Origin of the sequence: Streptosporangium carneum, assembly GCF_027922005.1 — a bacterium.
GTDB lineage: Bacteria > Actinomycetota > Actinomycetes > Streptosporangiales > Streptosporangiaceae > Streptosporangium > Streptosporangium carneum.
Window position 1 is genome coordinate 61,906 of the sequence record NZ_BSEV01000039.1, and the last position, 11,320, is coordinate 73,225.

An 11,320-nucleotide genomic window follows, 5' to 3' on the forward strand; every position below is an offset into this window, starting at 1 on the left:
CGAGCCTTTCGTAGCATGGATGACCGAGAGTGTCGGCGAGTCACGATGCGTAATGACGCCGTGTCGTGGAAGCGGAGCCTGTCTGCCCGCTCGGGGAGTCTTTGTCGGCCCCTCACCGGGCGGCCCCCTGCTGCAACAGGCCTCAAGCCCCTGAGGCGGACACCGGGATGATGGCGCACCGGGATTGAGACCTTCCCGTCTCTGAGGTGGGCGTCGGGCCACGTGGGATGCCGTGGGAGACCGGGCGGGCCGCCTACGGGAGGTCAGGGGGGCGGAGCTCTCCCGACCCGCGGGCGATGAGCCGGGTCGGCAGCTCGACGCGCGCGGCCGGGCCCGTCTCGCCGAGAACACGGCGGAAGAGCAGCTCGGCCGCGGTCCGTCCGAGCTCGACCGGATCCTGGGCCACCACGGTCACCCCGGGCACCAGCAGGTCGGCCAGCTCGAAGTCGTCGAACCCCACCATGGCGAGCCGGTGTCCGGTGCGCAGCACGGCCACGGTGATCCGGCCGTTGCCGGTGAACACGGCCGTGGGCGGAGCCTGCCCGGAGAGCATCCTGGCCAGCGCCGCCCCCGCCCGTTCCGGCGGACCCATCGAGATCAGCGTCTCGTCGGCGGGCAGACCCGCGTCCCGCAGGGCTCGGCGGTAACCGTGCAGGCGTTCGGCCGCGGTGAAGATGGACGCGCTGTCGCCGAGGAAGGCGACGCGGCGATGGCCGTGCCGGATCAGGTGGGTCACGCCGGTGTGCGCGCCGCCCGCGTTGTCGCAGGTCACGGTGTCGGCGTCCAGGCCGCCTGGCCGGTCGGCGAAGACGGCGGGAATCCCCGCGTCGAGTTCGGGCCTCAGGTAGTCGTGGTCGGACCCGGCGGGCACGATGATCAGCCCGTCCACCCGGCGGGAACAGAAGGTGAGCACCAGTTCGCGCTCACGCAGCGGCTGCTCCCCCGAGGAGCCGCTGAGCACCAGCGAGCCGTGCCCGAGCGCCACGTCCTCGACCGCGCGGCTGATGCCGGAGTAGAACGGGTCGGCCACGTCCTCGATCACCAGGCCGATGCTCGCGGTCCGGCCCGCGCGCAGCACCCGGGCGCTCTCGTTGCGACGGTAGCCGAGCCGCTGGATGGCCGACAACACCCGCTCAGTGGTCTCGGGGCTCACTCCGCGCTCGTCGTTGACGACGCGGGAGACGGTTTTGAGCGCCACCCCGGCCGCCACGGCGACGTCTTTCATGGTGGGACGTCCGCGGGAACTGTCTTTCACGGCCCGATCATCGCCCACGACCTGCTTTTCGACAACGTTGTCATGTTCCCGGACACCGTCCGGCCTCGGTGTTCCCCGTCCTCGAGGTCGTCGCCGCTCGCCCTCACCGCTCGCCGCTCGCCGGTTTGGCGGCCGGTGAGGTGTTCCCGGCCGGTGACGTGTTCTCGGTCGGCGGCGGCGCGGGCGGGCCGACCGGATCAGGGGCTCCGTCGGTGCCTTCGCCGACGGAGCCCCTGCCAGATCCGCCGGGATCCGGCCGTGCGCGCATGTGTCAGGTGACCGCGCTCCCCGACCGGGTGTCCTTGTGACCGATCCGGTCGTGCGCGCATGTGTCAGGCCCTGTTCGCGTGCGCGCGCAGGGCCCGGTCCACGAAGGCCCCGGCCGAGCCGAGGTAGCTCGCCGGGTCCAGGGCGGCGTCCACCTCTCCGGGAGTCAGCTCCACCCGGGGGTCGGCCAGCAGCGCGTCCCTCAGCGTGGAGCCGTCGTCGGCGGCCCTGGCGCAGGCCGCGTCCACCAGCGCCCGGGCCTGCGGGGTGCCGCCGAGTCTGACGACGACGTGCTCGGCCATCAGCAGGCCCCTCGTCGTGTCGAGGTTGGCCCGCATCCGCGCGGTGTCCACGGTCAGTCCCTCCAGCGCCTCGCGAAGCCAGGAGGCCGCGCTGCCGGTGAGCCTCAGCAGGTCGCTCAGCGTTTCCCACTCGGCCTGCCACAGCCCGGTCGCGCGCTCGTGCTCGTGGGCCATGCCGCCGAGCACGGAGGCCACCAGGCCGGGAACGCGCTGCACGCAGGCCAGCGCCGACATCGCGCCCACCGGGTTGCGCTTGTGCGGCATCGCGCTCGAGCCGCCCCGTCCGGGAGCCGAAGGCTCGGCCGCCTCCGCCACCTCCGGCTGGGACAGCAGCTTCACGTCGGTGGAGATCTTCCCGATCACTCCGGCGGCGGTGCCGAGGGCGCAGGCCAGCCGGGCGATCGGGGTCCGGTCGGCGTGCCAGGGCAGGACGGGCTCCGCCAGGCCCAGCTCGGCCGCCAGACGCGACGGGACTTCGTGCCCCCTGCCGCCGAGGACGGCCAGGGTTCCGGCCGCCCCGCCGTACTGGACGGGCAGGCGCAGCTCGGCCAGACCGGCGAGGCCGTGGTTCAGGGCGCTCAGCCAGCCCGCGGCCTTCAGGCCGAAGGTGATCGGCACGGCGTGCTGCAGGATCGTGCGCCCGGCCATCACGGTGTCGCGGTGCTCGGCGGCCAGCAGCGCGCATGCGTCCGCGCAGGCGGACAGGTCGGCCGCGAGCGGCGCCAGGGCTCGTGCGGCGACGAGCATCGACGCCGTGTCGTTGATGTCCTGGCTGGTGGCTCCGTAGTGCGCGAACTTCCGGAACTCGGGCTTGAGGCGTTCACGCAGGGCGGCGACGAGGGGGATCACCGGATTTCCCGTCGGCGCGGCCGCGCAGCCGAGCCGGGCCGGGGCGAAGTGCTCCGGCCTGCAGGCCTCCCGCACCGCGAGGGCCGCCTCCCACGGCACCAGACCCGCCGTCGCCTGCGCGGCGGCGAGTGCCGCCTCCACGTCCAGCATCGCGGCCAGCCACGCCGCGTCCGACACCTCGGGCACCGCGCCGCCCCTGGCGAACATCCCCGAGAACAGGCCGTGACGTGCCGACGAGGTCATGGTCACCTCCAGAAATGTCATGACGACAGACTGTCACGTGCGTGGGAGGGCGTCGGGACAAACGGAAAAGACCCTTCCGAGCCGGAAGTATGCCTCCCGCTCGCCGCCCGGCTTCACGAAGCCTGTGCCTCGCCCGGTTTCACGCGGTCCCGCGCCGGTTTCCGTCCAGGGTCGTACGGCTACGCCCCCGGTGAACGCGGCCGCGTTTCCGGGAAATCCGCGCTGCCGCGTTTCCGGGAAATCCGCCCTGCCGCGGTTCCCTCCGGAGACAGGATGACCGGTATGAGGCTCCTTGTGCTGGGTGGGACGCATTTCGTGGGGCGGGCCGTCGTCGAAACGGCCCCGGTGGTCGACGGGGATCCCGACGACGACGCCGTCGAGGACTACGCCGTGGCCAAGCGCGGCGGGGAGCTCGCCGCGCTGCGGGCCTTCGGCGACCGGGCCCTGCTCGCCCGCGCCGGACTGGTCCTGGGCCCCTACGAGGACGTGGGGCGGCTGCCCTGGTGGCTGCGCCGCGTCGAGCGCGGCGGACGGGTCCTGGCTCCCGCCGATCCCGCCCGCCCGCTCCAGTACATCGACGCCAGGGATCTGGCCGTCTGGATGCTCGCCGCCGCGGAGCGCGGTCTCGGCGGCGCCTTCAACACCGTCAGCCGTCCGGGGCACACCACCATGGGCGAGCTGCTCGACGAGGCGGTGAAGACGACCGGATCGGACGCCGAGCTGGTCTGGGTCGCTCCCGAGGCGCTGGAGGAGGCGGGCATCGGCCCGTGGGTCGAGTTGCCGATCTGGGCGCCGGACGACGCCGAGTACGGCGGCATGCACAACGGGGACGTCTCCGCCGTCCACGACGCCGGGCTCGTCTGCCGCCCGGCCGGGGAGACGGTCGCCGACACCTGGGCCTGGCTCCAGCGGGAGGGGGATCCGCGCCTGCGAACCGACAGGCCTCAGGTGGGGCTCGACCCCGACGAGGAGAGGCAGGTGCTCGACGGGCTCGCCTGACGACGTCCGGCGCGGAGTCGCCGTGACCGGCAGCTGTGACCGGCAGCTGTGACCGGCAGCTGTGACCGGCAGCTGTGACCGGCAGCCGTGACCGGCACAGTCGTGATCGTCGTGGTGGGACGCGCGGGATCCGCCGAACGCCCGGCTTTCGCGGCGGGACCGGTGCCGGCGCGGCGGCTTTCAGAGCGGGACCGGTGCCGGCGCGGCAGCCGGTCCGGACGGTGTCAGGCGGGTGAGGAACATGGCTATGTCGGGTGTTCCATGTGTAAGTTCGTCATACGGGTAAATGTTCATTTTTGAACATTTGATCCTCGAACCACCACGCTCTGACAGAGGGAGACCCCATGACGCTGATGGACGCCAAGACGTGGACGGGGCTGGTCTTCGGGGACGGGTGGGCCGTTCCGCGAGGCGGGGACGCGGCGGTCGTCGAGCCCGCGACCGGCACCGAGCTCGGGCGGATCGGCGTGGCGGAGCCCGAGGACGTGGCGGCGGCGGTCGTGCGGGCCGTACGGGCTCAACGGGAGTGGGCGGCCACCTCGTTCGAGGAGCGGGCCGCGGTTCTGCGGCGGGCGGGGCGGCTGTTCGAGGAGCACGAGAACGACATCCAGGACTGGCTGGTCCGTGAGGCCGGGTCGGTCCGCGCCAAGGCGGGCGTCGAGACGCACATCGCGGCCCAGGAGTGCTACGAGGCCGCCGCGCTGGCCTCCCAGCCGCTGGGAGAGATCCTCCCGACCGCGAAGAAGCGGCTCAGCATGGCCCGCCGGGTTCCGGTCGGCGTCGTGGGAGTGATCTCGCCGTTCAACTTCCCGCTGATCCTCGCCATCCGTTCCGTCGCCCCCGCGCTCGCGCTGGGCAACGCGGTGATCCTCAAGCCGGACCTGCGCACCGCCGTCTCCGGCGGGTTCTCGATCGCCCGCGTGTTCGAGGAGGCGGGGCTGCCCCAGGGGCTGCTCCATGTGCTGCCCGGCGGCGTCGAGACCGGCCAGGCGCTGGTCGGCGATCCGCTGGTGCCGGTGATCTCCTTCACCGGTTCCACGGCGGCGGGACGCCGGGTCGGCGAGGCGTGCGGGCGGCTGCTCAAGCGGGCCCACCTGGAGCTCGGCGGCAACTCCGCGCTGGTCGTGCTCGACGACGCCGACCTGGACCTGGCGGTCTCCGCGGGCGCGTGGGGGTCGTTCCTGCACCAGGGGCAGATCTGCATGACGACGGGCCGTCACCTGGTGCACGCCTCGATCGCGGAGGAGTACGTCGCGCGCCTGGCGGAGAAGGCCGATCGCCTGGCGGTCGGCGACCCGGCGTCAGAGCGGGTGGCGCTCGGCCCGCTGATCGACGCGGGCCAGCGGGACAAGGTCCACGCCCTGGTCACCGGCAGCGTCGACGCGGGGGCCAGGCTGGCCGCGGGCGGCACGTACGAGGGGCTGTTCTACCGTCCCACGGTGCTCGCCGACCTGCCCGACGGCGCTCCCGCCTACGCCCAGGAGGTGTTCGGCCCGGTGGCGCCGGTCAAGCCGTTCTCCACGATCGAGGAGGCCGCCGCGCTGGCCTCCGACAGCGAGTACGGCCTGTCGCTGGGCATCCTCACCCGCGACGCGATGCGGGGTCTGGCGCTGGCCGACCTCGTTCCCACCGGGATCGTCCACGTCAACGACCAGACCGTCGACGACGAGGCGGTGGCCCCGTTCGGCGGTCTGCTCGCCTCGGGAACCGGCTCACGTTTCGGCGGCGGCCGGGCCAACGTCGAGGCGTTCACCGAGACCCAGTGGGTGACCATGCAGGGGAACATCGCCTCCTATCCCTTCTGACCATGGAAAACTGTCCCTTCTGGCCTGGGAGTGAGGTCTGATCCGACCGGGGAGTGAGATCTGACGGGAGTCGGCGAGGGCTGGAGGAGGAGGGGGATGGCCGAGCCGGAAGGCGGGCTGTCGCGGGTGCTGCTGGTCCTGGGTTTCGTGCTGGCCTCGCTCAACCTGAGGCCCGCGCTGGCCGGAGTCTCCCCGGTGTTGGACGAGATCATGGCCGACCTCGGGCTCAGCGCCGCGGAGGGTGGGGCGATCACCACCGTCATGGTGATCTGCCTGGGGGTGCTGAGCCCTCTCGCCCCGGCGCTGGCCCGCAGGATCGGCCTGGACCGCACCCTCCTGGCCGCCCTGCTGGTCCTGGCCGCGGGCGTGGTGCTGCGCGCCGCGGGCGGCGTCCTCGCGCTCTACGCGGGTGCGGCCGTCGCCGGAGGCGCCATCGCCGTCATGAACGTGGTGATGCCCGGCGTCGTCAAGCAGCACTTTCCCTCCCGCGTCGGCCTCTTCACCGGGGTGTACGTCTCGGGGCTGGTCCTGGGGGCCACCACGGCATCCGGGCTGATGGTGCCCCTGGAGAACGCGACCGGGTACGGCTGGCAGGAGGCGACCGCGACGGTCGCGATCCCGGCGGTCGCCGCGGCCCTGTTCTGGCTGCCCCAGGCGCTGCGGCCCCCGGTGCGCCACGCCGCGGGGCCGAGGCCGTTCCTGGCGCTGTCACGCAACCGGGTGACCTGGGCCGTCACCTTCTACATGGGGCTGCAGTCACTGACCTTCTACGTCATGCTGGCCTGGCTGCCGACGATCTTCCAGGACGCCGGACTCCCCGCGGAGCAGGCGGGATACCTGCTCGGCCTGACCAACCTGGCCCAGATGGCGGCCACCCTGACGGTCGCGCCGCACGCGGGAAGGGCCAAGTCACAGGCGCCGCACGTCGTCGCCGCCACCGCCCTCACCGTCGCGGGGTACGCCGGGGTGCTGCTCGCCCCGGCCACCGCCCCCTGGCTGTGGATGATCGTCCTCGGGCTGGGACAGGGAGCCTCGATCGCGCTGGCCCTGCTCATCATCACCCTCAGGGCGCCCGACCCGGCCTCGGTGACCGCGCTGTCCGCCGTCGCCCAGTCGATCGGTTACGTGCTCGCCGCGCTCGGCCCGTTCCTGGTCGGGGTGCTCCACCAGGTCTCCGGCGGCTGGACGCTGCCGCTGCTCGCCGGGCTCGGGGCGTGCGCGTTCCAGCTCGCCGCCGGGCTCGCGGCCGGGCGTCCCTCGACGGCTGATCCCTGGCGGACGCGTTCGGCCCCCGCGGAGGAGTCCGGCGAGAAGGCCGTGGAGAGGACCGTGGGAAAGCCGGATGAGGAACCCGTGGAGAAGCCCGGCGAGGAGCCAGGTGAGGAGCCCGAGGAGGAGCCCGATGAGGAGTTCCCCGGGAAGCAGTCCGAGAAGTCCGCGGGGAAGCCCCCCGAGAAGTAGGCCCGTGCGCTCCGCGCGGTCACCTGAGCGTGTGACGCCCGTTGTGCTCCCGGCACCCGGCGGCCACCTTCCGCTCCTAGCGTCCTGCACATGATCCGTAGGCTTTCGGCCGTGGCGCTGGCCGTCCTCGTGAGCGGTACCGTCGCGGTTGTGCTGCAACAACCCCAACCCGCGACGGCCGATCACCGAGGCCAGGACCCCATCGTCATCGGTCACCGGGGCGCCAGCGCCCACAGGCCCGAGCACACCCTGCTCTCCTACGAGACCGCGATCGCGCTCGGCGCGGACTACATCGAGCCCGACCTCGTCTCGACCAAGGACCACGTGCTGGTCGCCAGGCACGAGAACGAGATCTCCGGCACCACGGACGTGGAGAACCACCCGGAGTTCGCGGCCCGCCGCACCACCAAGACCGTCGACGGGCGTCCCGTCACCGGCTGGTTCACCGAGGACTTCACCTTCGCCGAGCTGAAGACGCTCAGGGCGGAGGAACGGATCCCCGACCTGCGTCCGGAGAACACCGTCTTCAATGGGATCGCCCAGATCCCGACCTTCGAGGAGGTCGTCCAGCTCGCGCAGCGGCACGGCGTCGGCGTCTACCCCGAGACGAAGCACCCCGGTTACTTCGACTCCATCGGGCTCTCCCTGGAGGAGCCGCTGCTCGAGGTGCTCGGGAAGCACGGCTGGCGCGGGCGGCGTGACCCGGTCTTCATCCAGTCGTTCGAGACCGCCAACCTGCGGGATCTCAGGAAGAGGACCAGGCTCCCGCTGATCCAGCTGATCAACGCGACCGGCGCGCCGTACGACTGGACGGCCGCGGGAGACCCGCGTACCTACGACACCATGGTCACCCCCGAGGGGCTGCGTGAGGTGGCGGGCTACGCCGACGGCGTCGGCGTGGACACCAGGCGGATCGTCCCCGTGGGCGCGGACGGGCGTCTGCTGCAGCCGACCACCCTCATCCGGGACGCCCACCGGGTCAAGCTGCAGGTCCACACCTGGACCATCAGGAACGAGAACTCCCAGCTTCCGGTGGACTTCAGGCTCGGCGACCCGGCCAACCCCGCCTTCCCGCGCGCGACGGGCGACGTGATGGGCTGGCTGGAGAAGCTCTACCAGCTGGGCCTGGACGGCGTCTTCGCCGACGACCCCGGCATCGCCAGGGCCGTCAGGGAGCGGATCTTCTAGCGGGAGGCCGCCCGGCGGCCATGCCGGTGACATGACGCCGGCCCCTCGCCAGCCCCGCAGGTCGCTTCCGGGCGCGGCGGCCCGGGAGGGTCCCCGCCCACCGGGTACGGCCGTCGGCGGCCACCTCGATCGGGTGGCCGCCGACGGCCTGGGACCGTCCCCACGCGACGGTCCCCACGCGACGGTTCTTACGCGACGGCGACCTCGCCGACCTCGGCGGCCTGGTCGAGGTCGTCCATGGGGCGCAGCTCGTCGGCGTAGCTGACCGAGACGCGACGCATCACGCCGCTGTCGCTGATGGAGTACTGGCCGAGACGCCACAGCGGCGGCGAGTAGGCGTGGATCGAGACGCTGCCGTCGACGGCCCCGGTCAGCCGGTGGATGTGGTCGGGGCCGAAGGAGAACGACTCGCCCGCGGAGACCACGGTCTCCAGGTGCTCGCCGCCGATGCGCGGGTTGCACTCAAGCAGCGTGCCGGTCACCACCCTGACGGCTCCCGAGGAGATGTCGTGGTCGTGCCAGCCGGTGTCGTCCTCGGGACGCCAGCACAGCAGCCACACGTCGACGTAGGCGTCCCGGTAGAGGGAGGCGTAGTGGCGGCCCCCCTCCTCGGGGAAGTCCACCTGCCCCTCCCAGCGTGACGGGTCGGCGGCCAGTTCGTCGACCAGGTCGCGCAGCTCGCGCCGGTCGAGGGCGCGGGCGGGCAGGGCCTCGTAGCTCATCGTCGGCCTCCCGGGAGGCGGCAGCGCCCGCTGCCCTGAGACTTGTTCACGTTCACTTGCGCGACTCCTTCCGGTTCAGCAGGCGGTTGGGATTGGCGACCGCGATGGCGTGCCGTGCGGCGTCGCCGAGCGCGGGGTCCGGTGCGGTGGCGTACGGCTGGTCCGAGCCGTTGACCACGACGTCGATGCCGAGTTCGCGGATGACCGCGTCGATGGCGCGGGGGCCGTACGAGGAGGTCTCCAGGAACATCTCCGAGTCCACCTGGCCGCGGCTCTCCCCGCCCCTGTTGATCAGCCGCTCCGAGTGGAGGGGGGCCAGCCCGGCCAGCAGCGCGAAGCAGACCCGCAGATCCGGGTGGCGCGGGCGGCCGAACGCGGCGAAGGCGTACCAGGAGGCGTGCATCTGCTGGACGTACGGCACGACGGCGGGCCACCAGCCGGGGCCCTCGGGCTCGTCCGCGGGACCGGGGTGCACGAAGAGCGGCAGGCCGCGCTCGGCGAGCACGTCGAGCAGCGGCGCGACCCTCGCGAGACCGGCCTGGTCCCGCACGGCGGTCGCGGGCAGCTGGAGCCCGGCGAGTCCCTGGTCGAGGGCCTTGGCGAGCCTGGCGGGGTCGATGTCGGCGAGGCTGGTCGCCGCCCACCCGCCGAACGGCTCGGGCAGGCCGAGGACGTCCTCGTGGTAGGCGTCGATGATCGGCCAGGCGTCCTCGGGCGGCAGCGACTCGATGCCGAGCGGGCTGGACAGCGAGACCAGCGCCAGCTCCAGATCCTCGTTGAGCGCCAGGCGGCCCGCGAGGTCGTGGTCGGCGGGGTCGACCTCGTAGGCGGGCTCACCGTCCAGGTGCAGGGTCCAGCCGTCCAGGCGGGGCGGAGCGGCACGGCGCCGCAGCGCGTCCACGAACGCGGGCGCCCAGAGGTGCTGGTGCACGTCGACGGTCATATTCCCCCCTCCCTTTCGAGGTATTCCCTACCTAGAATATAGGTAACGGGTCTGACCTTACTACGTCCCAGAGTGACGCGGTTCAGTGAACCGTTTCAGTGAACCGCTTCACCTTATAGGAGTCAATGTCCTAAACCGTCCTTATCTGGTAGAGACCCCTGTTCTAACGGAGGTTGAGGCATAGGGTGGACAGGTGCCCCAGCCACGGAAAAGAGCGACGATACGTGAGGTGGCGAAGGCCACCGGTCTCTCCCCGGCCTCGGTTTCCTATGCCCTGCGGGGCATGCAGGTGTCGGAGGAGACCATCGAGCGGGTGCGGCGCGTCGCCGCCGAGCTCGGCTACGAGGCAGACCCCATCGCCCGCGCGCTCGCCAGCGGCAGGACCGGGATGATCGGCCTGCTCTGCGGCTCCCTGGAGGACCTCTGGCAGCAGGCCCTGGCCGTCGGCATCGGCAGGGCCCTCAAGGACAACGACCGCTACGCGCTGATCCTGGACGCCGCGGGCGACCCAGTGCGCGAGCGGACCCTGGCCAGGCAACTCCGCGACCAACGGGTCGACGCCCTCATCGTGCAGCCGGTCGATCCGGCGGCGGCGCTCTGGGCCGAGCTGTGCGAGAGCCTGCCGGTGGTCTCGATCGGCGACGGGCTGGCGGGGGCGCGCACGGCGGGAGAGGTCGTGTTCGACAACCGCGCCGGTGTCACCCTGGCCCTGGAGCATCTGCGCGACCGGGGCCACCGGCGCGTCGCCGTCCTCACCCCGACCAGGGCCAGCACCCCCGACCGCCCGGCCGACGTGCACGTGCTGGCCGAGGCGGGGCGGCTCGGGCTGGACATCGACGTGGTCACCGCGCCCCAGGCGCTCACGGCCGCGACGAGGGTCGCCGACGCGATGCTGGCGGGTGGGCACCGGGCGTTCTTCTGCTTCGCCGACTCGATCGCCTACGGGGTCTACGCGGCGTCCGCGGAGCGGGGCCTGCGCATCCCCCTCGACGTGTCCGTGATGGGCTACGACGACCACCCGATGTCGGGTCTGCTCACTCCCGGGCTGACCACGGTCGACTGGGACATCGACGGGATCGTCCGCGCGGCCGTCCGCACCGTCGTGGCCGCCGCGGACGGCAACACCCGCCGCCGCCGCATCGTCCAGGCCCCCGAGCTCAGGGAGCGCGGCTCCGTCGGCTGACTCCGCCCGCGTCGGCCGTCCCGGACGCGGCCCGCGCCGGCCGTCCCGGACGCGCGAAAGGGCCCGGCGTCGAGCGGCCGTCACCGCCGCTCGACGCCGGGCC

General features: G+C 72.5%; 9 protein-coding genes. 5 read left to right on the forward strand and 4 right to left on the reverse strand.

Going from position 1 to position 11,320, the window contains the following annotated elements:
- Positions 1-253: 253 nt before the first annotated feature.
- On the reverse strand, positions 254-1,225 hold the full coding sequence (locus tag PKF00_RS41015) for a LacI family DNA-binding transcriptional regulator (RefSeq protein WP_271223171.1): 972 nt from the start codon (positions 1,223-1,225) through the stop codon (positions 254-256).
- Between the two features lie 362 nt (positions 1,226-1,587).
- Positions 1,588-2,937 (reverse strand): 3-carboxy-cis,cis-muconate cycloisomerase, encoded by a 1,350-nt coding sequence (pcaB, locus tag PKF00_RS41020; RefSeq protein WP_271223172.1) that lies wholly within the window; start codon positions 2,935-2,937, stop codon positions 1,588-1,590.
- A gap of 261 nt (positions 2,938-3,198) precedes the next feature.
- On the opposite strand from pcaB, the gene PKF00_RS41025 reads away from it, so the two are divergent.
- The 4 genes from PKF00_RS41025 to PKF00_RS41040 all read left to right on the forward strand — a co-directional run bounded on the left by PKF00_RS41025 (position 3,199) and on the right by PKF00_RS41040 (position 8,369).
- Positions 3,199-3,915, forward strand: coding sequence for a Rossmann-fold NAD(P)-binding domain-containing protein (locus PKF00_RS41025; RefSeq protein ID WP_271223173.1), 717 nt, complete (start codon positions 3,199-3,201; stop codon positions 3,913-3,915).
- A 344-nt stretch (positions 3,916-4,259) separates the two neighbouring features.
- The gene (locus tag PKF00_RS41030; protein WP_271223174.1) at positions 4,260-5,720 is read left to right on the forward strand and encodes a benzaldehyde dehydrogenase; all 1,461 of its coding nucleotides are present in this window, start codon (positions 4,260-4,262) and stop codon (positions 5,718-5,720) included.
- Between the two features lie 96 nt (positions 5,721-5,816).
- A complete protein-coding gene (locus PKF00_RS41035) occupies positions 5,817-7,181 on the forward strand; it encodes a CynX/NimT family MFS transporter (RefSeq protein WP_271223175.1) in 1,365 nt (454 codons plus the stop codon).
- 90 nt (positions 7,182-7,271) lie between these two features.
- Positions 7,272-8,369: a glycerophosphodiester phosphodiesterase gene (locus PKF00_RS41040; protein WP_271223176.1), complete on the forward strand. Its 1,098-nt coding sequence runs from the start codon at positions 7,272-7,274 to the stop codon at positions 8,367-8,369.
- Between the two features lie 188 nt (positions 8,370-8,557).
- Here PKF00_RS41040 and PKF00_RS41045 read toward each other — a convergent pair whose 3' ends face one another.
- Complete coding sequence (locus PKF00_RS41045) at positions 8,558-9,091, reverse strand: cysteine dioxygenase (RefSeq protein WP_271223177.1); 534 nt, start codon at positions 9,089-9,091, stop codon at positions 8,558-8,560.
- Between the two features lie 52 nt (positions 9,092-9,143).
- Complete coding sequence (locus tag PKF00_RS41050) at positions 9,144-10,034, reverse strand: amidohydrolase family protein (RefSeq protein ID WP_271223178.1); 891 nt, start codon at positions 10,032-10,034, stop codon at positions 9,144-9,146.
- 229 nt (positions 10,035-10,263) lie between these two features.
- Here PKF00_RS41050 and PKF00_RS41055 point away from each other — a divergent pair, with 229 nt between their 5' ends.
- Complete coding sequence (locus PKF00_RS41055; protein WP_271223179.1) at positions 10,264-11,217, forward strand: LacI family DNA-binding transcriptional regulator; 954 nt, start codon at positions 10,264-10,266, stop codon at positions 11,215-11,217.
- The last annotated feature ends 103 nt before the right edge of the window (positions 11,218-11,320 follow it).

Bases quoted from the DNA above. Each gene is read 5' to 3' on its own strand.
- PKF00_RS41015 (WP_271223171.1), bottom strand. From the start codon at position 1,225: ATGAAAGACGTCGCCGTGGCGGCCGGGGTGGCGCTCAAAACCGTCTCC.
- pcaB (WP_271223172.1), bottom strand. From the start codon at position 2,937: ATGACATTTCTGGAGGTGACCATGACCTCGTCGGCACGTCACGGCCTG.
- PKF00_RS41025 (WP_271223173.1), top strand. From the start codon at position 3,199: ATGAGGCTCCTTGTGCTGGGTGGGACGCATTTCGTGGGGCGGGCCGTC.
- PKF00_RS41030 (WP_271223174.1), top strand. From the start codon at position 4,260: ATGACGCTGATGGACGCCAAGACGTGGACGGGGCTGGTCTTCGGGGAC.
- PKF00_RS41035 (WP_271223175.1), top strand. From the start codon at position 5,817: ATGGCCGAGCCGGAAGGCGGGCTGTCGCGGGTGCTGCTGGTCCTGGGT.
- PKF00_RS41040 (WP_271223176.1), top strand. From the start codon at position 7,272: ATGATCCGTAGGCTTTCGGCCGTGGCGCTGGCCGTCCTCGTGAGCGGT.
- PKF00_RS41045 (WP_271223177.1), bottom strand. From the start codon at position 9,091: ATGAGCTACGAGGCCCTGCCCGCCCGCGCCCTCGACCGGCGCGAGCTG.
- PKF00_RS41050 (WP_271223178.1), bottom strand. From the start codon at position 10,034: ATGACCGTCGACGTGCACCAGCACCTCTGGGCGCCCGCGTTCGTGGAC.